This window comes from Allomuricauda sp. TY007, from assembly GCF_010468565.1.
Taxonomy (GTDB): domain Bacteria; phylum Bacteroidota; class Bacteroidia; order Flavobacteriales; family Flavobacteriaceae; genus Flagellimonas.
In genome coordinates, this window is record NZ_WUEG01000014.1 from 1 (window position 1) to 22150 (window position 22150).

Annotated in this window: 19 protein-coding genes; 14 read left to right on the plus strand and 5 right to left on the minus strand. The window is 43.2% G+C overall.

Annotated elements, in window-relative coordinates:
* Positions 1 to 331: 331 nt before the first annotated feature.
* Positions 332 to 892, minus strand: a complete 561-nt coding sequence (locus GO009_RS13985) for a YceI family protein (RefSeq protein WP_163626940.1) — start codon at positions 890 to 892, stop codon at positions 332 to 334.
* A gap of 299 nt (positions 893 to 1191) precedes the next feature.
* On the opposite strand from GO009_RS13985, the gene GO009_RS13990 reads away from it, so the two are divergent.
* Positions 1192 to 2157 (plus strand): histidine kinase, encoded by a 966-nt coding sequence (locus tag GO009_RS13990; RefSeq protein ID WP_313790230.1) that lies wholly within the window; start codon positions 1192 to 1194, stop codon positions 2155 to 2157.
* Between the two features lie 3 nt (positions 2158 to 2160).
* The gene (locus GO009_RS13995) at positions 2161 to 2853 is read left to right on the plus strand and encodes a LytTR family DNA-binding domain-containing protein (protein ID WP_163626943.1); all 693 of its coding nucleotides are present in this window, start codon (positions 2161 to 2163) and stop codon (positions 2851 to 2853) included.
* 48 nt (positions 2854 to 2901) lie between these two features.
* Here GO009_RS13995 and GO009_RS14000 read toward each other — a convergent pair whose 3' ends face one another.
* The 3 genes from GO009_RS14000 to GO009_RS14010 are packed head-to-tail and all read right to left on the minus strand — an operon-like array spanning position 2902 to position 7436.
* Positions 2902 to 4551 (minus strand): solute:sodium symporter family transporter, encoded by a 1650-nt coding sequence (locus GO009_RS14000; RefSeq protein ID WP_163626945.1) that lies wholly within the window; start codon positions 4549 to 4551, stop codon positions 2902 to 2904.
* A 59-nt stretch (positions 4552 to 4610) separates the two neighbouring features.
* Positions 4611 to 5936, minus strand: coding sequence for a xylose isomerase (gene xylA, locus GO009_RS14005; protein WP_163626947.1), 1326 nt, complete (start codon positions 5934 to 5936; stop codon positions 4611 to 4613).
* A 15-nt stretch (positions 5937 to 5951) separates the two neighbouring features.
* Positions 5952 to 7436, minus strand: coding sequence for a xylulokinase (locus GO009_RS14010; protein ID WP_163626949.1), 1485 nt, complete (start codon positions 7434 to 7436; stop codon positions 5952 to 5954).
* A 402-nt stretch (positions 7437 to 7838) separates the two neighbouring features.
* Here GO009_RS14010 and GO009_RS14015 point away from each other — a divergent pair, with 402 nt between their 5' ends.
* From GO009_RS14015 to GO009_RS14035, 5 genes are all read left to right on the plus strand, one after another.
* Entirely contained in the window at positions 7839 to 8471 is a 633-nt protein-coding gene (locus tag GO009_RS14015) for a Crp/Fnr family transcriptional regulator (protein ID WP_163626951.1), read from the plus strand.
* 61 nt (positions 8472 to 8532) lie between these two features.
* Positions 8533 to 10266 carry a SulP family inorganic anion transporter gene (locus tag GO009_RS14020; protein WP_163626953.1) on the plus strand — a complete coding sequence of 578 codons (1734 nt, stop codon included), beginning with the start codon at positions 8533 to 8535 and terminating at the stop codon, positions 10264 to 10266.
* Between the two features lie 56 nt (positions 10267 to 10322).
* Positions 10323 to 11732, plus strand: a complete 1410-nt coding sequence (locus GO009_RS14025) for a rhodanese-like domain-containing protein (RefSeq protein WP_163626955.1) — start codon at positions 10323 to 10325, stop codon at positions 11730 to 11732.
* A 107-nt stretch (positions 11733 to 11839) separates the two neighbouring features.
* Complete coding sequence (locus tag GO009_RS14030) at positions 11840 to 12184, plus strand: rhodanese-like domain-containing protein (protein WP_163626957.1); 345 nt, start codon at positions 11840 to 11842, stop codon at positions 12182 to 12184.
* Between the two features lie 356 nt (positions 12185 to 12540).
* Positions 12541 to 13053, plus strand: a complete 513-nt coding sequence (locus GO009_RS14035) for a DUF3365 domain-containing protein (protein WP_163626959.1) — start codon at positions 12541 to 12543, stop codon at positions 13051 to 13053.
* On the opposite strand, the gene GO009_RS14040 is transcribed toward GO009_RS14035, so the two are convergent.
* Positions 13050 to 13934 (minus strand): sterol desaturase family protein, encoded by an 885-nt coding sequence (locus tag GO009_RS14040; protein WP_163626961.1) that lies wholly within the window; start codon positions 13932 to 13934, stop codon positions 13050 to 13052. The two genes, GO009_RS14035 and GO009_RS14040, sit on opposite strands and share 4 nt — an antisense overlap.
* 203 nt (positions 13935 to 14137) lie before the next feature.
* Here GO009_RS14040 and GO009_RS14045 point away from each other — a divergent pair, with 203 nt between their 5' ends.
* The 7 genes from GO009_RS14045 (at position 14138) to GO009_RS14065 (ending at position 22149) form a co-directional block, all read left to right on the plus strand.
* Positions 14138 to 14344, plus strand: coding sequence for a DUF2892 domain-containing protein (locus GO009_RS14045; RefSeq protein WP_163626963.1), 207 nt, complete (start codon positions 14138 to 14140; stop codon positions 14342 to 14344).
* A 136-nt stretch (positions 14345 to 14480) separates the two neighbouring features.
* A complete protein-coding gene (locus tag GO009_RS17765; RefSeq protein ID WP_262887019.1) occupies positions 14481 to 14609 on the plus strand; it encodes a hypothetical protein in 129 nt (42 codons plus the stop codon).
* A gap of 166 nt (positions 14610 to 14775) precedes the next feature.
* Positions 14776 to 16233, plus strand: a complete 1458-nt coding sequence (locus tag GO009_RS14050) for an NAD(P)/FAD-dependent oxidoreductase (protein WP_163626965.1) — start codon at positions 14776 to 14778, stop codon at positions 16231 to 16233.
* Between the two features lie 6 nt (positions 16234 to 16239).
* Positions 16240 to 16374: a hypothetical protein gene (locus GO009_RS17770; RefSeq protein ID WP_262887015.1), complete on the plus strand. Its 135-nt coding sequence runs from the start codon at positions 16240 to 16242 to the stop codon at positions 16372 to 16374.
* 163 nt (positions 16375 to 16537) lie between these two features.
* Positions 16538 to 17842: a TolC family protein gene (locus tag GO009_RS14055; RefSeq protein WP_163626967.1), complete on the plus strand. Its 1305-nt coding sequence runs from the start codon at positions 16538 to 16540 to the stop codon at positions 17840 to 17842.
* 7 nt (positions 17843 to 17849) lie between these two features.
* Complete coding sequence (locus tag GO009_RS14060) at positions 17850 to 18938, plus strand: efflux RND transporter periplasmic adaptor subunit (protein ID WP_163626969.1); 1089 nt, start codon at positions 17850 to 17852, stop codon at positions 18936 to 18938.
* 16 nt (positions 18939 to 18954) lie between these two features.
* Positions 18955 to 22149, plus strand: a complete 3195-nt coding sequence (locus GO009_RS14065) for an efflux RND transporter permease subunit (RefSeq protein WP_163626971.1) — start codon at positions 18955 to 18957, stop codon at positions 22147 to 22149.
* Position 22150 lies beyond the last annotated feature (1 nt).

A 22150-nucleotide genomic window follows, 5' to 3' on the forward strand; every position in this document is an offset into this window, starting at 1 on the left:
CTCGTCTCCCGATTTGAACTGCTTCAGGAAATCGTCGTTGAACAATTCTTCTTTCTTCATAATGTGCAAATATTTAAAATTAGACAAAAAATTAGCGGGGGCATGCCCCCGCTAATTTTCTATTTACACACTTTATGAGATAGTCCTAAAAAGGAGTTGCTTGTACTTGGAAAAAATGGGGTGCCTAAAAAGTATTGAAATACGTCACATTCTGAATTAATTTGAGAATTTCGCCATAATGGTATTCAAGCTGTTATGATAACTTGGATTAAGTTCAGGTTGACGGAAAACCTACCTTTTAAACACCCCATGCTACACTAAGTATTATATGTTACTGCTGTGCCATCTCCAAGTGAATGGTCATTTCCACTTCATTCCCTATGGAGGCCGATTCTTCGCCCACACCAAACTCCAATCGGTTAATGGTACCGGTTAGTTTGAGTCCTGCTTTCAATTTTTGGCTTCGCTGGTCAGTAATTATCCCGTTCACTTTTCCTTCCAAGCTTACCGGTTTGGTAACGCCATGCATACTAAGGTCACCTTTGAGTTTAAAGGTATTGTCCCCAGTTTTTTCAAAATTGGTGCTTTTAAAGGTAATGGAAGGATACTTTTCAGCATCAAAAAAATCAGCACTTCTTAAGTGGTCGTCGCGTCTATCGTTATCCGTATCAATACTGGTTGTTTTAATGTCAACGGTAAATTCAGCCTCGTCAAAGGTATCGGTTGCGGTCGCTGTTATGTCAAAGTCGCTAAAATGGCCTTCCACGGTAGAAATCATTAGGTGTGAAATGCCAAAACCTACCTTGGAGTGTGCTCCATCCGATTTCCAAGTAGATTGTGCCACAACCATAAAAGAGGTTAAGAATGTCAGTACGAGAAATGTCTTCTTCATTGTTGAGTGATTTAAGTGTTAGTGATATTGTTTTTAAAAACTTGTGAGTCATCATTTTTGATGATGCCTTAGCTTAAATATGGACCATCAGAATGTAAATAGTAAATATTTTCCGTGAACGACAAGGGTTAACCCTCAATCAACCAATTAATTATGAATAGCCAGGGGTAAAATGTCGTTTAGGGGGTAAATTTGGTTGTTGGTAAAACTGCTTTTCTTTTACAGCAGTTTTATCTATAGTTTTGGCACTAATTAATTATTGTGTATTGATTTCTAAAAAAGAACTTCTTTTTCAAATAGTGCTACACATACTGGTGCTCCTGTTTTTTTCTTTTGAAAGACATACGGGGAGCATAAATGTGCACAGGGCCATATTCCTTTTGTTTTATGCCGTTGCCACTGTTGCGATTACGTACTACCTTATGCCCAAATTTTTGTACAAAAAAAAGTATTGGCAATTCTTTTTGGGTGCCGGTATAGTTGTAGCGATAATAATTACCATAGAAGAAACAGTTTTGGAACCTCTTATATTCCCCAATACAAAAAGGGCGGATACTTTTCCAGGGATTTATGTCTCCCTTTTAGGGGTTTTGCCGGTAATGTTTATACTTTCTGGTTGCAAATTTGGATGGGATGCCTTAAAAAAACAGGCTCAGATAGATGAACTCGAGACCACCATTCAAGAAAGCGAACTACAATTTTTGCGAAGTCAGATAAACCCCCATTTTTTGTTCAATAATTTGAACAACCTTTATTCCTATGCCCTGCAGGAATCACCAAAGACCCCAGAGATCATTCTTGAAATGAGCGGGGTACTGCGGTACATGTTGTACGAATCCAAGGAACAGTTTGTACCTTTAAAAAAGGAATTGGAGCAATTGGGCAACTTTATTCGGTTGTATAAACTGCAGATAGAGGATAGGGGCGAGGTTCAGTTTGATGTGGACAAGATAGAAGGGGAGTATAAGATCGCTCCTTTAATTTTGATTGTATTTATTGAAAATGCTTTCAAGCACAGCCAGTCCGGCCAATCTTCCGATATCGAAATAGACATATCCGTAAAACTGAACAATGCTACATTGGAGTTTAGTTGCAAGAACAACTATGAACCGGGATTTAGCCTGGATAGTGTTGCAAAGGGGATAGGTTTAAAGAACGTACGAAAACGCCTTGAACTATTGTACCCGAAAAAGCATGTTTTAAAAATAGAAGAGGCCGACAATTCCTATAAAGTGTACCTAAGATTGGAATTGGAAAAAGTATAGGTTATGAGGTGTATTATTGTTGAGGATCAACCGCCGGCACAGCGAATTTTAAGAAAATTTATCCAAGATGTACCCACCTTGGAGTTGGTAGATGTATTTTCCGATGGGTTGAAGGCGATGGAATTCTTGAATACCGAATCGGTGGATTTGATGTTTCTGGACATCCACTTGCCCAAAATCAACGGATTGGATTTCTTAAAAAGCATCCCAGACCCGCCACAGGTTATCTTGACCACTGCTTTTTCCGAATACGCCCTTGAAGGATATGACCTGAATGTTGTGGATTACCTGCTAAAACCATTTTCTTTCCAGCGCTTTTTACAGGCCATAAACAAAGTAAACGCCAAGCACGAGCATATCATATCAAAAAACGATACAGCTCCCCTTGCGGAAATCTACGTAAAATCCAGCCACGAACATATCAAGGTTTTGGTAAAGGACATCTATACGATCACTTCAGATTCCGATTATACCGAAATTCACCTCAAGGAAAAGAAAATATTGTCCAATGAGCCCCTACGGCACTGGGTGGAGTTATTGGGCAGCAGCCAATTTTATCAAATACACAAATCCCATATCATCAATACCCAAAAGATTGATAGGATCTCGGGTAATTTAGTCCTGTTGACCAATGGTGCCAAAATACCCATGGGGAGAGCTTACAAAGACAATTTCTTAAAAAACATATTGCAATAAAAAGGCCTGAAAATTGTTCCAGGCCTTTTCGTTTTTATTCAATCGGTTCTACTTCGCAAAGTAGATGTAGATGGCAATAACGACAATAGTGATAAACCCACTTGCCAGTTTTACATGTTTCCAAGGCTCTATGGATACCTGTTTGGTGTACTCCAGTTGGAAAGGTTCCTTTCTTGGATAGAATTTTCCAATAATCAGCATAATAATAATGTTGGAAACAAACAATATGGCCATTACATGAAGATAATGCGGATATGCCCCAGCTTCTACCATATTTAGTTCAGCGGGGTCGGTAATGCCATTTGCCTTGGCTTCGGCAAGGGCATTGGCCACCATTTTGGGTCCTACAATAAATTGGCTGATGATATAAAGAACAGAACCTGAAAGAATACCGATTTTGGCTGCAATGGCAGGAACCCTTTTTGTTAGATACCCAACTACAATGATCGTGAAAATCGGGATACTGTAAATTCCGTTGATTTCTTGTAGATAGTTGAACAAACTGCCCGCATTGGCAATAAGCGGAGCAATAAACATGGCAGCCAATGCCAAACATACGCCAAACACCTTACCGTATTTTACCACAATCATCTCCGAGGCATTTTTATTAATGTGCTGTTTGTAGATATCTATCCCAAACAAGGTAACCGAACTGTTGAGCACACTATTAAAAGAACTCAGGATAGCACCAAACAGAACAGCCGCAAAAAAGCCCATCAACGGTTTTGGCAGCACGGCCCTTACCAGTTCCGGATAAGCAAGGTCGCTGCTTGCAAGTCCTCCTTCAAAATAGTAATAGGCGATCATTCCGGGCAATACCAGAATGATTGGCCCCAAAATCTTTAAGAATGCTGCCAATAAAAGCCCTTTTTGCCCTTCTGCCAGGTTTTTGGCGCCTAAACCACGTTGAATGATCTGTTGGTTGGTGCCCCAATAAAAAAGCTGGACCAGCATCATTCCGGTAAAAATGGTGGCAAAAGGAACCTCTTGTCCAGGGTTTCCTGTAGAATCGAAACGTTCGGGGTTGGCGGACATTAAGGTTTCCAGCCCCCCAAAAACACTTCCATCTCCTATCGCCATCAAACCAAAAACAGGAATCAGTATTCCACCGATTATAAGTCCAACCGCGTTGATGCTATCCGAAACGGCAACCGCCTTCAATCCACCAAAAACGGCATAAATGGACCCTATGATGCCAATTCCCCAAATACAGATTACCAAGGCGGTGGAATCCGAGACCCCAAGTAATCCGGGTACATCAAACATGCCGCTTATGGCCACCGATCCCGAATATAGGATTACCGGAAGCAATACCACCACATAACCTGTTAGGAACAATCCCGAGGTTATGGTTTTTGTAGTGACATCAAAACGCTTGGCCAAGAATTGGGGTACCGTGGTCAGTCCGCCTTTTAAATAGCGTGGCAGTAAAAATAATGCCGTGACCACAATGGCAAGCGCGGCCAAGGTTTCCCAGGCCATTACCGAAAGACCATCTTTATAGGCGCTCCCATTAAGGCCCACTATTTGCTCCGTGGACAGATTGGTCAATAACAGGGAGCCGGCAATGACCCCTGCTGTAAGACTCCTGCCTCCCAAAAAGTAGCCATCGGAGGATGATTCATCTGTTTTTCTAACGGACCACCAGGATATGATACCCACTAAAAGTGTGAACCCTAAAAACGAAATAAGTGCCATAAAATAAAGTTTGATGTTTCGGCTTTAGACCAAAACGGTTTGTTTAGTCGGTTGTTTGATCAAATATATTGGTTGATAATATTTTCGAACAATTCTTGCTTACCGCTGATCTTTTTGATGTCCTGATGGGTTGCTGCATGTGCGTAAAGATCTTCCAAAGAAAGCTTACCTTCCTCGAATGCCTTCCCAGAGCCGGTATCAAAAGATGCGTAGCGATTTTTTCGCAAGCTAAGATAATTGGAATTTTCTAAAATGGCGTTTGCCGCCAACAATGCCCTGGCGAATGCATCCATTCCTCCAATATGCGCATAGAAAATGTCTTCCAAATCGGTGGAATTTCTTCTCAATTTGGCATCAAAATTAATGCCTCCACCTTGGAAACCACCTGCTTGCAGAATCACCAACATAGCTTGGGCCAGCTCGTAAACATCAACAGGGAACTGGTCGGTGTCCCAACCATTTTGGTAATCGCCCCTGTTGGCGTCAATACTTCCCAAAAGATTATTGTCCGCTGCCACTTGGAGTTCATGCTCAAAGGTATGTTGTGCCAGAGTAGCGTGGTTTACCTCGATGTTCAGTTTAAAATCGTCCAAAAGATCATATTTGGTAAGGAAACCGATAACAGTGGCCGAATCAAAGTCGTACTGGTGCTTTGTGGGCTCCATGGGCTTGGGTTCGATGAAGAACGTTCCTTTGAACCCTTGTTTGCGTGCGTAGTCCTTGGCCATGTGCAGGAAGCGTGCCATATGGTCCTGTTCGCGGCCCATATCGGTGTTGAGCAATGACATGTACCCTTCGCGTCCTCCCCAGAACACATAGTTTTCCCCTCCAAGTTTAATGGTGGCATCGAGCGCATTTTTAACTTGGGCCCCTGCAGTGGCCACCACGTCAAAATCGGGATTGGTGGCGGCTCCGTTCATGTAGCGTGGATGGCTGAAACAGTTTGCCGTTCCCCAGAGCAATTTAACACCGGATTCCTTCATCTTTTCTTGGGCATAATCCGTTATGATATCCAACCTTTTTTCCGATTCGGCCAAGGTACTGCCCTCATCGATCAGGTCAATATCGTGGAAACAGTAATAGGGCGCACCAATTTTTGTGATGAATTCGAAGGCTGCATCCATTTTGTCCTTGGCCTGCTGAACAGGGTCTGTATTGGTCAACCATGGGAAATTTTTGGTGGGTGCCCCAAAGGGGTCGCTGCCCGTGTCGTTAAAAGTATGCCAGTAGGCGATGGCAAATTTGAAATGTTCTTTCATGGTTTTGCCGCCTACCATCTTATTTTCATCATAATATTTGAAAGCTAATGGATTGTCCGATTCTTTCCCCTCGAATGCAATTTTTCCAATGCCTTTAAAAAATTCTTTGTCTCCTTTTGTGATCATAATTGTTAAGTTCAGTTAATCAATATATTCATTTAGGGCCCTTTTCCAGATTTCATAAGCCTGTTTGTATTCGTTCAGTTTTTGGTTGTCGGGTTCATAGGTCAATTGGATAGCGTCTGATGCAGTGGCCTCTCCAATGCTTGCGAAATCTCCAAAGGCATAGGCTGCTGCTCTTGCAGCTCCTACGGCACCAGTGGTTTCCACAATATCAATCCGGCTCTTTGTGAGTGTAGAAATGGTTTTGGAAAATATTCCTGCCCTAAAAAGGTTATCATTACCAGCTTTTATGGATTGAATATCAACGCCGTCGTTTTGTAATATTTCCATGCCATGTACAAACGCAAATGCAATGCCTTCGAGTGCTGCCCGGAATAAATGGGGCGTTTTATGGATGTTGAAATTGAGGTTAAGGATGCGTGAGCCTTTTCTACAATTTTCCAGCATGCGTTCAGCGCCGTTCCCAAAGGGAAGAATGCAAAGGTCATTGGAACCGATCGGGATGGTTTCTGCCTGTTGGTTCATATCATTGTAAGAAAGTCCGTGGGTCAGTTCGTTTTTGATCCAACTGTACTGGATTCCCGTTCCATTTATGCACAAGAGTTTCCCTATTCGCGTTTTTTGAGCTGTATGGTTGGTGTGGGCAAAACTGTTGATTCTTGTATGCTCCCGTGTATTTTCTTGTCCGGATATGGCATATACAACCCCCGAAGTTCCTCCGGTGGCCGCAATTTGCCCTGGCTCCATTACATTAAGGGAAAGGGCATTGTTGGGTTGGTCTCCGGCCCTGTACATTATGGGAATGCCTTCGGGCAAACCACTGTCCAAGGCTCCCTGTTTGTTCACATATCCTTGTTCCGAAAACGAGGGGAAAATTTTGGAAACAAGCTTAGGGTCTATTTCTGCCGCTTCCAAAAGCCAATCGGCAAGGTCGTTCTTTTTAAAGTCCCACATTATCCCTTCGGAAAGCCCCGAGGGGGTGGTAACGCACTTCCCGGACAACCGTAAGGCAATAAAATCGCCGGGAAGCATAAACTTGTGTATTTTTTGGTATGTATCGGGTTCTTTATCCTTGACCCATTTTAGCTTGGATAGTGTAAAATTACCGGGGGAATTGAGCAAATGATCTACACATTTTTCCTTTCCAACCTTTTGGAACAAATTTTCCCCTGTTGCTACAGCCCTGCTATCGCACCAAATAATGGAAGGCCTCAATGGATTAAGGTCTTTGTCCACCACTACAAGTCCGTGCATTTGGTAGGAAATGCCTATTCCTTTAATATTGTTTTTATCGATATTATTTTCTGAAAGTAATTTTTTGGTAGCGATACACAGGTTTTTCCACCAAACCTCTGGATCTTGCTCTGCCCAACCTGGATTTATAGAGGTCATGGACATTTCTTTCTCAGGATATTGGGCCATACAAACAAAACTCCCATCGTCAGCACTGATCAAAGCAGCTTTTATGGAAGAACTACCAATATCAAAACCTATCCAATACATATAACAAGATTAAAATGGCAATGAAAATAGCTAATTATTGTGAAGTGTACCTTATTGTTTCAATAATTCAACATATAAATCAATAATCGTTTGCTAGCCATAATTTAAATGGGCTTGATTCCTCAATAATTGTAATTGGCGGCAAAATGGAGAAGTGTACAGGGGTAAGGTTATGACCTGTTTTGATTGTGCTCTTCATTTTTTTGGTCACTACAAGAGATTGTAATCCATAAAAGAAAGCGAGGATTTCCAATTTTATCATAATTATATGGAATTGACGGCGAACAATATTCTTAATCAAATTAAGGTGTCCCGCCAAAAGTGTGGATTTTGTTTTTGGGTTGCTCAAAAGCTTACCATTTTTCCTAAAATGGTTACCTTAGAGGAGTGTATTTTAATACTATGAAAGAAGAGCTTTTAACAACATTCAACAGCCATTTTGAACAACCCCTTATTGATGAGATTCTTGAGGTGGGGACATTAAAGGAAGTCCCGGCAGGCGAAACCATAATGGATATCGGACAATACATAAGAAGCATACCCTTGCTGTTGTCCGGAGCCATAAAAGTGCTCAGGGAAGATGATGAAGGGGATGAATTGCTCCTATATTATCTCGAACAAGGCGAAACCTGTTCCGTAACCATGGCATGTTGCATGGGGCAAACCAAAAGTGAGATCAGGGCCATAACTGAAACCGAAACCAAAATGATAATGGTTCCCGTTCAGAAAATGGAAGAGTGGATGGGCAAGTACAAAGGATGGAGAAACTATGTCTTTGAAAGCTATCACAACCGTTTGAACGAGTTATTGCAGACCGTGGACAGTATAGCGTTCAAAAATTTAGACCAAAGATTGGTGGATTACCTTCAAAAGAAAGTCGAGGTAACCAACGACAACCGCATACGGAACACACATCAAGAAATAGCTTATGATCTTCACACATCAAGGGTTGTGATTTCCAGATTATTGAAAAAGTTGGAGAAAATGAAGAAACTGGTGCTTCATAGAAGTTACATCCAAATTGTGGATCTATAAGTGTGTCCTTTGTTACTTTGGTTCTCCATGGGTCACCCTATTTTTGTATAAAATCTATCTCATGATCAAACGGTACTTGCCATTTTTATCTTGGATGTCCACATACAACAAATCATTGCTCCGAGGAGACCTGGTTGCGGGCCTTACCGTGGGAATTATGTTGGTACCACAAGGGATGGCCTATGCGATGATTGCAGGAATGCCTCCAATCTATGGGTTATATGCTGCATTGGTGCCTCCATTGGTATATGCTCTTATGGGAACATCAAGGCAATTGGGTGTAGGGCCTGTGGCCATGGATTCATTATTGGTCGCGGCAGGGGTTGGCGCATTACAACTGGTTAACACAGAAGAATATATTTCCACCGTACTTTTTTTGACCCTGCTCATAGGGGGAATACAGCTTCTTTTGGGTATTTTGAGAATGGGCTTTTTTGTAAATTTTTTGTCCAAACCCGTTATAAGCGGGTTTACATCGGCCGCGGCAATTTTAATAGGGTTGGGGCAATTAAAACACATATTGGGGACAAACTTTGCACAGTCCAGTAAAATTTATGAACTGTTGGGCAATATTATTGGAAGTTTGGACAATGTCGACCTATTGACCTTGGGACTGGGCGCAGTCTCCATATTTTTGATGTTTCTACTAAAAAGAATCAACAAAAAATTGCCCGCCCCCTTGTTGATCGTGGTACTAGGCATCTTGGCAGTAGTGATTTTTAATCTGGAAACAAAGGGGATTTATATTGTGGGCGATATTCCAAAGGGCCTTCCCGATTTTCAGCTTCCACAATTCCAATGGGACAAAATGGGACAGCTTATGCCCATTGCCATAACAGTGGCGCTTTTTGGGTTTATGGAGTCCGTATCCATAGCAAAGACAGTTGAAGAAAAACATCCGGAATACGAACTGGATGCCGACCAAGAACTACGAGCCTTGGGCCTTTCCAATATTTTGGGCTCATTCTTTCAGTCTTTTTCAGTGTCCGGCAGTTTTTCAAGGACCGCTGTCAATGATCAGGCCGGGGCAAAAACAGGGATGTCACTCATCTTTAGTACACTTATTATAGCGGGCGTGCTGCTCTTCCTCACCCCATTGTTCTACAAATTGCCCGCTCTGGTCTTGGGTGCCATCATCATAGTTTCGGTGATTGGCCTCATAGATATAAAATACCCCTTGGTATTGTGGAAGAACAGAAAGGATGAGTTTTTCCTGTTGACTGCTACTTTTTTGATGACCCTTTTCATTGGTTTGATGGAAGGAATACTTTTAGGAGTATTACTCTCCCTAATGTTGCTGGTATATAGAATATCCAAACCACACATCGCTGTTTTGGGAAAAGTCAGGGGAACCCATTATTATAAGAACATTGACCGTTTCTCGGAAGATGTGGAAGTGGATGCGGATAAATTGGTCATAAGGTTCGATGCCCAATTGTATTTTGGCAATAAAGATTATTTCAAAAAACAACTCTATCGACTGATTGAGAAAAAAGGTCCCGTCCTCAAGTACATCATCCTAAATGCGGAGCCTATCAATTATATAGACAGCAGTGCTGCGGGCATGTTGGAAAGGCTCATACTTGACTTGCGGAAAAAAGGCATCCATTTTTTTATTGCAGCCGCCATAGGTCCCACAAGGGATATTCTGTACAGTAGCGGAATCGTGGACATTCTTGGTGAAGAAAACCTGTTTGTCCAGACTTTTGATGCGGTGGACAATTGTAGCGAACAAAAGGAGAGGACCCTTATGCAAAAAAAAGTATCCTTACAGTCCAAGACAAAGAGTTTGTAACTTTGGTGACTGAAAAGTATAGGAGGCAAATTTATTTTTGGCAAAAACCATAAGAAATGAAAATTGAACAAATATATACAGGGTGCTTGGCCCAGGGAGCCTATTACATTGAAAGTGAAGGGGAAGCCGCAATTATAGATCCTCTTAGGGAAGTGCAGCCCTACATAAAAAAGGCCAAGGAAGATGGAGCTGCCATCAAGTACATTTTTGAGACCCATTTCCATGCAGATTTTGTGAGCGGACATGTAACCCTATCGAAGGAGACAGGAGCGCCTATCATATATGGGCCTACGGCAAAACCATCTTTTGATGCGGTTATCGCTAAAGATGGACAAGTGTTTAAATTGGGAAAAATTACCATAACAGCTTTGCACACGCCTGGGCATACCATGGAAAGCACAACCTATTTGTTGAAGGACGAAAACGGGAAAGACCATGCCATTTTCAGCGGTGACACCTTATTCTTGGGAGATGTGGGAAGGCCTGATCTTGCCCAAAAAGCGGCCCATATGACACAGGAAGAGTTGGCTGGGACCTTGTTCGATAGCCTTCGGAACAAGATTATGCCATTGGCAGATGATGTGATTGTTTATCCAGCGCACGGAGCCGGCTCTGCTTGCGGAAAGAACATGATGAAAGAAACCGTGGATACCTTGGGCAATCAGAAGAAAATGAACTATGCTCTCAGGGCCGATATGACGAGAGATGAATTTATTGAAGAAGTTACGGAAGGTCTTTTGCCACCACCCCAATATTTCCCCTTGAACGTAAAAATGAACAAGGAAGGTTACGAAGACATCGGTACTGTTCTGGAAAGAGGGACACAAGCGTTAACACCAGAGGCTTTTGAAACTGCCGCAAACGAAACCGGAGCTGTTGTTCTTGATGTACGCCATCAAGATGAATTTGCCAAAGGCCATGTGCCCCGTTCCATATTCATTGGATTGGACGGTAGCTTTGCCCCTTGGGTCGGGGCATTGATCGCCGATGTGGAACAACCTATCTTATTGGTAACCCCTGAAGGCAGGGAAGAGGAGACCGTCACCCGACTTTCAAGGGTAGGTTTTGACAAGACCCTCGGATATTTGAAGGGCGGGATCGAAGCTTGGAAAAAAGCGGGAAAGGATGCGGACACCGTGGATAGCGTGAATGCCCAAGAGCTGAAGGACATGATAGGACAAGGGGTTCCTGTATTTGATGTGCGAAAGGAATCCGAATACCAGGCCGAGCACGTCAAGGATGCCCATTTAACCCCATTGGATTACATCAATGACCACCTGACCGAATTTCCCAATAGGGAAACCTTTTACATTCATTGTGCAGGAGGTTATCGCAGCATGATCGCCGCATCCATACTAAAAAGTAGAGGTATCCATAACCTGGTCGATGTGGCCGGAGGATTTGCCGACATAAAAAATGCGGGGATTCCTGTTACGGATTACGTATGTCCTACTACTTTGAAGTAAGATGGGGATAACTTCTTAAAAAAGCATTAAAGTTGTTTTTGTGTAACTATCGTTACTGACCCTCATAGGTTGGCCGAGGTATTTTAGCCCCTTAAAATAACGATACTATGTCAATATTAAGCTTTTTGTTCAAAGAACAGAACCTCCCTGATGAAATCAATATTTTGGATAGGGAGGAATATAAAACCGCCATTTCCAAAGGTAAGGTCCAATTGGTGGATGTCAGAACCAAGGGAGAGTTTCTATCGGGCCACATAAAAGGAGCCAAGAACATCGATTTTTTTCAAGGAGTTGCATTTGATGCCGCTTTTTCAAAATTGAAAAAGGATGCTCCAGTGTACATTTATTGCCAATCTGGAAATAGAAGTCAAAAAGCAGCAAAAAAGCTGGTGAGTTTGGGCTTCACCAAGGTTTACGATTTAAGGGGCGGATACATGGGTTGGTGCTATTGATCTGGAAATAGTCAATATGAAAACAACATTCCGGGTACAAAACCTCAAATGCGGGGTAGTGTCAATATCATTTCAAAGAAATTATCAGAAATAAAAGATGTGATTGTGGAAAAGGAAAACTCATCGGTCAGCTTTGATCACCAGAGCGCCGATGGGGCTTCCTTAATTAAAGAAACCCTCAAATAAATGGGCTATACCACTATTGATAAGGAAAATGGTTTTGTGGAAAAAGCAAAATCTTTTGTAAGTTGTACCAATGGTAAAATATCCAAATAATGCGATTTCCTCCAATTTTCATATTAATTTTTCTGCTGTTCCTTTCTTGTAAGCAGGGGCCAAAAATATCAGATAAAAAGGTGCCCAAAAATCCAGATTACGCAGAAATAGGCATGTCCTATGCCCAAGAAACCCAAAAAGTGCTGGGCAAAACGCTCATGACTACCATTCAGGAAAAAGGGGTGGTAGAGGCTGTGAAATTTTGCAATGAAAGGGCCTATCCCTTGACCGACAGCATGGCCACCAACTATAACGCCCACATAAGAAGAGTTTCCGATAGGCCACGAAATCCGAAAAATAAAGCTGATGCCTCTGAGTTGGCACATATCGAAACCTTTAAAAAGGCATTGGCTTCAGGGGACACCATTGTACCTATTTTAAGCGAAGGTAATGGCAAAGTACAGTTCTATTACCCCATAGTTACCCAAGCCCTTTGTTTAAACTGCCACGGAACCCCGGGAAAAACAATGGCACCCGATGTAATTCAACATTTGTCCCAACTATACCCGGATGACCAAGCCACGGGCTATGCCTCAGATGAGGTACGAGGAATTTGGAGTATAGTTTTCGATGCTTCGAAAAGCCCCGATTAAATTTTATTTTTTGGCTTTTTGAATCCATGGACCAATTGGCCCCAAAAACCTTTGGGGATATCCTCGTCTCCCGGAAAACCCAATTCAATTTTTCCGCCACTTTCTGGAACATAGTTAGTACGGAAAATATAATCCCAAAGACTGAGACTTATCCCATAATTCATTCCATACCGATATCCTTCTGGTAGATTGTATGCATGGTGGTATAGGTGCATCACGGGATTGTTCAAGATATATTTTAATGGTCCGTAGGTTAATTTGATGTTCGAATGGTTGAAATGCCCAATGGTTATAGCTGCAAAATGTACAATATAGGCCTGTTCGGGTTCAAAACCACCAAGAACCATTACCCCCAAGGTCTTTAAGGGTTTGTAAAGAATGTTTTCCATCCAATGGTATCGCAAGTGCGCAGCAAACCCCATTTCCTTAACACTATGGTGTACTTTGTGGAATTCCCACAACACGGGATATTTGTGGAGTAGCACGTGGGTAAACCACTGCACAAAATCGAGTACCACAAAAAATACCAGTAATTGCGACCATTGTGACCAGTGGACCATATCTACAATGGTCAATGTTTTTGGAGTAATTCCCACATCGGCAAAAAAGACACCAAGTACTTTGTAAACCCCATTTATTACAATGGCAAAAATGAAAAAGTTGAAAAACATGTAAAATGTGTCCAACCAAAAATCCTTTCTAAAAATAGATTGTTCCTTGCGCCAAGGAAACAAAATCTCCAAAACCCAAACCAAGACTGAAATTAGGATCAGTCCCCAGAAATAGTTGGTGTGCCAGGGAACTTCAAAAATGATTGATTTCCAAGTCCACCTGACCGTTCCCAAAAAACCGTTGATAAAGGCATCAAAATAATCTAGCATACTTGTATTGAGTCGTTGAAAAAGCTAAAAACTGATTCAAAAACAAAAGTACTTTAAAAATAGTGCATCTGTGTAACCAAGGTTACTATCCGTTTTGCAATGAACCTCTACTTTTAGAGTAATGCTTTGAAAATCAAAAAGAAGCTGTGCAAGCTGATCCAATTTTTGGTAAATTGTATAGTAAGAATCATAAACTATCAATTATGAAAAAAAACATGGGCGGGGCAGACCGCACGATTCGGATTATTCTGGCACTTGGAGTGGGCGCATTGTACTATTTTAATGTAGTTACAGGAACATTAGCGTATATATTGCTGGCATTGGCGGCAATATTTGTTTTAACGAGTTTTGTTGGTTTTTGTCCTTTGTACACCCTTTTGGGAATCAATACCTGCAAGGTCAAAGATTAGTTTTTTGGTTGATTATGTTAAAAATACGCCCCACAATTTATAGTTGATGGGGCGTTTTTTTGTGCCAAACATGATTCTTCTCATATTTTGTACGAAGACCAACTCATAGATTTGCAGCATATTAAATTCCAAAAACGTGAAAACATTAAGTATATATCCTTTGGTTTCTTGGGAGAACGGTATCATCATGATCGCCGTATTTGCAGTGGTAGTGGTTGCCTTGGTGCTCACCGTCCTCATGATGATGAAAGGTGGGGAAAAATAAATGTTCCATCGTAATCAAGTTCTGTGCAGTGACACTCCGGTCATTGTATAAAATCACTTATTTGTAAACGAGTCAGAAGTATTTGTCTGCCAGATTTTTACCAGTGTGACCTAGGTCACTTTATATCTGAAAACCTAAAGGTAACTTTGGGTAAAATGATATAAAAATGGCCAAAATAGTCATCTTGGGAGCTGGTATAGCAGGTCATGTGGCGGCATCCCATCTCAGAAGAAAGCTCCCCAAAGAGCACGAAGTAGTGGTGGTGTCACCCAATAGTAACTACCAATGGATCCCCTCCAATATCTGGGTGGGAATAGGCAGAATGAAACCGAAGGACATCCTGTTCCCTTTGGCTCCCTTGTATGCCAAAAAGCACATCGACTTCAAGCAGGCCAAGGCCGTTAGTTTTCATCCCGAAGGCGACCAGCAAGAGGCAAAACCCTATGTGGTGGCAGAATATGTAGCAGGGAACGAAAAAGGGACCACGGAAAAAGTGACCTACGATTACCTGATCAATGCCACTGGGCCTAAACTCAATTTTGAGGCCACCGAAGGGCTATCGCCCGGAAAAAACAAAGCCCATTCCGTATGTACCTACATCCATGCCGATGAAGCGTGGAACGCCCTGAGCGACCTTATCCAACAAATGAAACAAGGGAAAAAGGCCAAAATATTGATCGGGACCGGTCACGCGAAATCAACCTGCCAGGGTGCCGCTTTCGAATACATCCTGAACGTGGAACAAGAACTGCGTCGGCACAAAGTAAGGGATATGGCCAAGATCACCTGGATTTCCAACGAATACCATCTCGGAGATTTTGGCATGGACGGTATGCTGTTGAGTTATGGCAGCAATATTATGAAGTCCAGTGAGATGGTTGGAATGGTTTTCGAAGACCGTGGCATTTCATGGATTTTGGGAGCAGGTGTCCATAAAGTGGAAGACGGCTTGGCCCACTATGAAAACCTTGAAGGGGAACAAAAACAGGAATCCTTTGATTTTGCCATGTTGATACCTTCCTTTTCAGGTCATGGTTTTAAGGCCTACGACAAAATGGGGAATGATATCACGGACAGACTTTTTAGGGGATTCATGATCGTGGACGCCGACTACACACCCAAACCTTATGAAGAGTGGAGTGTTCAAGATTGGCCCGAAACCTATCAAAACCCTTCCTATCCCAATATTTTCGCGCCCGGAATCGCCTTTGCACCACCGCACAGCATTTCCAAGCCACGAAAGAGCAAAAACGGTACCGATATTACACCTGCGCCGCCCAGAACGGGAATGCCTTCGGGGATCACCGCAAAATTGGTGGCCGACAACATCATCGAAATGATCAAACATTCAGACAATGAGTTGCACCATAAAGGATCCATGGGAAATATGGGTGCTGCATGCATAGCATCGGCAGGATTTGGGATGACGAAAGGTAGCGGCATCAGCATTACCACTTTCCCAATCGTACCGGATTTCAAGAAATATCCGGACACACACGGCAGAAAATTGGGCAAAACCTTTGGTGCCATTGGCCTTGCCGGACATTGGCTGAAGTTGGCGTTGCACTACGCATTCCTTTACAAGGCAAAAATGAAACCCTTTTGGTGGTTAATCCCAGAATAGAAAATTATGACACGAAGAATATCCAAATACAAACGATTTGTGATGATGAACCCCACCATCCAGTTCTTTAAGTTCATCTATTTGAGCATAAAAGTGTTGGTTATCGTTGCCGGGGGACATGGGGGAACACGGAACGCATAAAACACGTCCTCCTTATTGAAAAGGCCTCAATATGACCCATTTCTTTGGTTACAGGGGCATGTTGAGGTTTGTTTTTTAGGGAAACAGAGCATTTTTCTCGGTAACCAAGGTTACTGTGCAGGCGAATTGCCAAATTTAATTTTGCTTCAAATTAGCTAAGTACATGAAACGAATAATTACATTGACAATACTCATTTGGATTCAGGGACAACTATTTGCCCAAGACCCTGTCAAGATTTCTATGGAAGAAGTATTGACAAAGGTGCAAGAGTCCAATGCCAGCATCAAGGTGTCCGAACAGGAGGCCCAAATGGCAAAATACGATTATAGGTTCTCCAATTCCATCTTTTTGCCACAGATTGCTGTGTCGCATACAGGAATGGCGACCACAAATCCATTGATGGCCTTTGGGTCCAAACTCAACCAAGAGATTTTGACCCAAGCAGATTTTAACCCTGCTTTGTTGAACGATCCCGATCAGATCGAGAACTACGCCACCAAGGTTTCAGTGGAACAACCCCTGATCAATTTGGACGGATTTTATCAACGTAAAGCCGCCAAGACCACCATGGAGGCCAAAGAGCTTCAGGCCCTGAGAACAAGGGACTACCTTAATTTTGAAGCCCAAAAGGCTTATGGCCAACTGCAATTGGCGCACAGGGCTGTGGCTGTACTTCAAAAAGCCTACGAAGCCGCAAATGCCAATTTAAATATGGCACAGAACAGTTACGACCAAGGCTTGCTTCAAAAAGCGGATCTGTTGGAAGTAAAGGTTCGGGTAACCGAGGTTTCCGATCAGTTGAAGACAGCCAAGAACAACGTGCGGAATGCATCGGACTATCTATCATTTTTGATGAACGAGCAAGGGGATGTGATCTACGAGCCATCCAACGAATTGGTGCCGGACAATCTTGGTGAATGGGTCGATGTCTCTTTGGAAAACAGGGCTGATGTAAAGGCCATGGATTTGGTGTCAGAGGCCTACAAAGCAAACATGAAAGCGGATAACATGACCTTTTTACCAAGGCTGAATGCCTTCGCCAGCTATGAAATGTACGATGACCAAATTTTTCAGGCCGATGCCAAGGGATACATTATTGGTGCAAGTTTGAGCTGGGATGTTTTTAAAGGATTCCAACGCTTTGCCAAAGCAGGAAAGAGCAAAACAAGTTATGAAAAAGCGAAACAGGAATACGAGCAGTACGTCGCCAAAAGTACTATGGAGCTACAACGCACCAAACGGATGGTCGAGGATGCCGCGAGCAGGCTCCAGACCTCAAAATTGGCTATGGAGCAATCCGAGGAATCATTGAGGATACGCACCAACCGATTTAAAGAAGGTCTTGAGAAAACAACGGACCTCTTGATGGCCGAAGCCACTTATGCCGAAAAGCAACTGGCCTATTATCAAACCATTTTTGAATATAATCAAGCACAATCCTTATTAACATTTTTAACCAAAGAATAATTACAAAATGAAAAACACTACGATATATAAAGGTTTCATGTTAACCCTGACCTTGGGATTTTTCCTAATGGGATGCGGCAGTGATGAAAAACAGACGGTAAAAAGCGCAGAAGCAGTTCCCGTAACGATTGCCGAAGTGGAAAGCGATGACAGCAACACCATATTGGCCGGTAGTGGTCAAATACAAGCATTGAACAGTGCCACCTTGAGCACGCGAATGATGGGCCATGTGGAATCGCTTCCCGTGAAAATAGGTCAGCAGGTAAACAAGGGAGATTTGCTCATTTCCATCAACAATATGGACCTACGGGCCAAAAAAGCACAGGTGGAAGCCTCCATTACCGAAGCAACTGTGGCCTTTAACAATGCCAAGAAAGATTATGAAAGGTTCCAAAACCTTTTCAATGAAAACAGTGCTTCCCAAAAAGAGTTGGATGATATGACGGCCCGCTACGAAATGGCCAAAGCCCGATTGGAAGCCGCAAACCAAATGAAGAACGAGGTTAACTCCCAGTTCGCTTACGCCAACATTCGAGCACCCTTCAGCGGAGTGGTTACCAATACTTACATTGATGAGGGCGATATGGCCAATCCAGGTGTTCCGTTGGTATCCGTTGAATCCCCAGGAGGATTTGAGGTAGAGGCCAAAGTGGCCGAGAACAACATTTCTGCCATTAAAGTGGGAACCAAAGCCCACATTTTGGTAAAAGCATTGGATACCACGATTACTGGAAAAGTGTCCGAGTTGAGTGCATCTGCACAAAATACGGGCGGACAATATGTGATGAAGGTTGTATTGGATAAAACAGAAGCCAAGATTTTGTCAGGAATGTATGCCACCGTTAGGCTCGAGGCGGAAAACGAGAGCGAAGGTAGAACAGTTGTGACCGTTCCGTCCAAAGCCTTGGTGCATAAAGGTCAGTTGACCGGGGTTTATACTTTGGGTCAGGATAATGTAGCCCTGTTGCGCTGGTTGCGACTGGGTGACACCTACGGTGATGAAGTAGAAGTGTTGTCCGGCCTATCCGAAGGAGACCAATACATCGTTTCAGCAGAAGGAAAGCTTTACAACGGGGTCAAAGTAAGCATTCAATAAACCAAAAAAGCTAACAATGAAAGACGGACTTGCAGGAAAAATAGCCAAAGGGTTTATCAGCTCCAAGCTAACGGTGCTCTTAATGATCGTGTTTATGGTCATTGGGGTATATAGTTCCTTCCTCATCCCGAGGGAGGAGGAGCCACAGATAGATGTGCCCATGGCAGACATATTTGTGGGATATCCAGGAGCCAGCCCAACCGAGGTGGAATCCCGGATCACAAAACCACTCGAAAAAATCATATCGAACATTAAAGGCGTAGAATATGTGTACACCACCTCCATGCAAGAGCAGGGGATGGCCATTGTGCAATTCTACGTGGGAGAAGATATTGAACGATCTTTGGTGCGTTTGTACGATGAGATCAACAAGCACATGGACCAAATGCCGGCTGGGGTTACCATGCCTTTGGTAAAAACCCGTGCCATTGATGATGTACCCATGCTGGCCCTTACACTTTGGAGCGAGGAGTACGATGATTTTCAGCTAAGGCAGATCTCAGGAGAGCTCATCAACGAGATCGAAAAAGTAAATGGCGTTTCCATCACCAAAAAGATAGGAGGGCGCAGTCCCCAGCTTCGTGTGGTGGTGGACAAGGATAAAATGGCGGAATCCCAAATAGATATGTTGGCCGTAGCCCAAATGATCAAGGCAAACAACCAGCAGATGGATGCCGGGAATTTCCTGTCCAATGATACCGAGTTCCATATCAGCACAGGAAATTTTTTGGAGACCAAAGAAGATCTCGAAAACCTGATTGTAGGCACCAAACAAGGTCAACCTATCTATCTAAAGCAGATATCAAAGGTATTGGATGGCCCAGAACTGCCTAAAAACTATGTTTCCCTTGGGTTTGGGGCAGCCAGTGAAAAAGCGGAAGTTTATAAATCCGAATATCCAGCGGTAACCATTTCCATTGCCAAGCGGAAAGGAGCCGATGCCATGAAGATTGCCGATGTGGTGTTGGAAAAAGTGGACCACTTAAAAACTACCTTGATTCCAGACGAAGTGAAGGTCGAGGTAACCCGTAACTATGGGCAGACCGCCTCTCAAAAAGTATCGGAATTATTGATGCACTTGATTGGTGCCATCATTGCGGTGACCTTTGTGGTCATGTTGGCCATGGGATGGCGAGGTGGACTTGTGGTGTTCCTATCGGTGCCCATTACCTTTGCGTTGACTTTGCTCAGCTATTATATGCTGGATTACACCTTGAACCGAATTACCTTGTTTGCGTTGGTTTTCGTAACGGGTATTGTGGTGGACGACTCCATCATTATAGCGGAGAACATGCACCGCCACTTTAAAATGAAACGGTTGCCGTTCAAGGATGCTGCGATCTATGCCATCAACGAAGTAGGGAACCCGACCATTTTGGCCACGTTTACGGTAATTGCATCCGTATTGCCCATGGCATTCGTGTCTGGGTTGATGGGTCCTTATATGTCGCCCATGCCCATCGGAGCTTCGATTGCGATGTTGTTGTCACTGTTTGTAGCGTTGACCATCACCCCCTATTTGGGATACATTTTCCTAAGGGAAAAGGACAAAAAGAAGAAAAAAGAAAAGAAACCGGTCGAAATTCAAGATACATTTATCTACAAAGCCTATTCGCGCTTTGAAAGCCCTTTGATAGAGAGTAGAAAAAAAAGATGGCTGTTCTTGGGCATTACCTTTTTCTTGTTGCTTGCATCCATTGGAATGTTCTTTACCAAATCGGTAACGGTAAAAATGCTTCCTTTTGACAATAAGAATGAGTTCCAAGTGGTGATAGACCTTCCCGAAGGAACCACCTTGGAAAGAACGTCGGCAGTTGCCAAGGAAATAGGAGCGTATTTGTCCACACGTCCAGAAGTGGTCAACTATCAGAGTTATGTGGGAACATCTGCACCAATCACATTTAATGGTTTGGTAAGGCATTACGACCTTCGGGGGGGCAGTAATATGGCCGATATTCAGGTGAATTTGGTGGACAAGCACGACAGGAGCGAACAAAGTCATGACATTGCGAAACTACTAAGGCCAAGAATTCAGGAATTGGGCAAAAAATACGATGCGAACATCAAAATTGTCGAGGTGCCACCGGGACCTCCCGTATTATCTACCATTGTTGCTGAGGTTTACGGTCCCGATTACGACAAGCAGATTGCCTTGGCCGACAAGGTAAAGGGCATTTTGAACAACACTACCGATGTGGTGGATGTGGATTGGATGGTCGAGGATGATCAAGTGGAGTACGATTTTGTGATCGATAAGGAAAAAGCGATGCTTTACGGGGTTACCCCGCAACAGATTGTGCAGGTGATGGCGATGGCGTTCCGGGAACAGCCTGTAGCGCATATTTACCGAGAGGATGCTTTTGATCAAATTGGGATAGTGTTGTCCATAAGCGAGAAGGATAGATCCAGTTTGGAGGAGATCAAACAGTTGAAGATAGCATCACAGCAGGGCTATATGGTTTCCGTTGGGGATTTGGTACAAGTAAAAGAAGGCATCAAGGCGAAGAGCATCTACCGGAAAAACCAAAAAAGGGTGGTGTATGTGATGTCCGATATGGCAGGGGAACTGGAAAGCCCGGTCTATGCCATTCTGGGGATGACCGATAGGTTGAACCAATTGGAACTTCCGCAGGGCTATTCCATCAATGAACTTTACATGGAACAACCCCAGTTTGAAGACGATTATACCGTAAAATGGGATGGGGAATGGCAGATAACCCTTGAGGTGTTCCGCGATCTGGGAATTGCCTTTTTGGGTGTAATCGTAATCATTTACATGCTGATTGTAGGATGGTTCCAAAATTTTAGGGCACCTATGGTGATGATGGTTGCCATACCGCTTTCATTGATTGGTATTGTGCTCGGGCATTGGATGTTGGGTGCGTTCTTTACGGCCACTTCCTTTATCGGGATGATTGCGTTGGCGGGCATCATGGTGCGGAACTCGGTATTGCTCATCGATTTCGTAAACCTGAGATTGGATGACGGGATACCCCTTAAACAAGCCGTGATCGAAGCGGGTGCCGTGCGTACCACACCTATTTTGTTGACCGCGGGAACCGTGGTAATTGGAGCTTTTGTGATCTTGTTCGACCCTATTTTCCAAGGATTGGCCATTTCATTGATGGGAGGAACCATTGTTTCGACCATACTGACACTTTTGGTGGTGCCATTGGTGTATTATATGATTGAACGTAAAAACTACAAGTAAA

Coding starts and splice junctions, on each gene's coding strand:
- GO009_RS14050 (WP_163626965.1), top strand. CDS start 14,776: ATGGCCAAAATAGTCATCTTGGGAGCTGGTATAGCAGGTCATGTGGCG.
- GO009_RS14040 (WP_163626961.1), bottom strand. CDS start 13,934: ATGCTAGATTATTTTGATGCCTTTATCAACGGTTTTTTGGGAACGGTC.
- GO009_RS14055 (WP_163626967.1), top strand. CDS start 16,538: ATGAAACGAATAATTACATTGACAATACTCATTTGGATTCAGGGACAA.
- GO009_RS14030 (WP_163626957.1), top strand. CDS start 11,840: ATGTCAATATTAAGCTTTTTGTTCAAAGAACAGAACCTCCCTGATGAA.
- GO009_RS14025 (WP_163626955.1), top strand. CDS start 10,323: ATGAAAATTGAACAAATATATACAGGGTGCTTGGCCCAGGGAGCCTAT.
- GO009_RS14020 (WP_163626953.1), top strand. CDS start 8,533: ATGATCAAACGGTACTTGCCATTTTTATCTTGGATGTCCACATACAAC.
- GO009_RS14045 (WP_163626963.1), top strand. CDS start 14,138: ATGAAAAAAAACATGGGCGGGGCAGACCGCACGATTCGGATTATTCTG.
- GO009_RS13995 (WP_163626943.1), top strand. CDS start 2,161: ATGAGGTGTATTATTGTTGAGGATCAACCGCCGGCACAGCGAATTTTA.
- GO009_RS14060 (WP_163626969.1), top strand. CDS start 17,850: ATGAAAAACACTACGATATATAAAGGTTTCATGTTAACCCTGACCTTG.
- GO009_RS13985 (WP_163626940.1), bottom strand. CDS start 892: ATGAAGAAGACATTTCTCGTACTGACATTCTTAACCTCTTTTATGGTT.
- GO009_RS14000 (WP_163626945.1), bottom strand. CDS start 4,551: ATGGCACTTATTTCGTTTTTAGGGTTCACACTTTTAGTGGGTATCATA.
- GO009_RS14065 (WP_163626971.1), top strand. CDS start 18,955: ATGAAAGACGGACTTGCAGGAAAAATAGCCAAAGGGTTTATCAGCTCC.
- xylA (WP_163626947.1), bottom strand. CDS start 5,936: ATGATCACAAAAGGAGACAAAGAATTTTTTAAAGGCATTGGAAAAATT.
- GO009_RS14010 (WP_163626949.1), bottom strand. CDS start 7,436: ATGTATTGGATAGGTTTTGATATTGGTAGTTCTTCCATAAAAGCTGCT.
- GO009_RS14015 (WP_163626951.1), top strand. CDS start 7,839: ATGAAAGAAGAGCTTTTAACAACATTCAACAGCCATTTTGAACAACCC.
- GO009_RS17770 (WP_262887015.1), top strand. CDS start 16,240: ATGACACGAAGAATATCCAAATACAAACGATTTGTGATGATGAACCCC.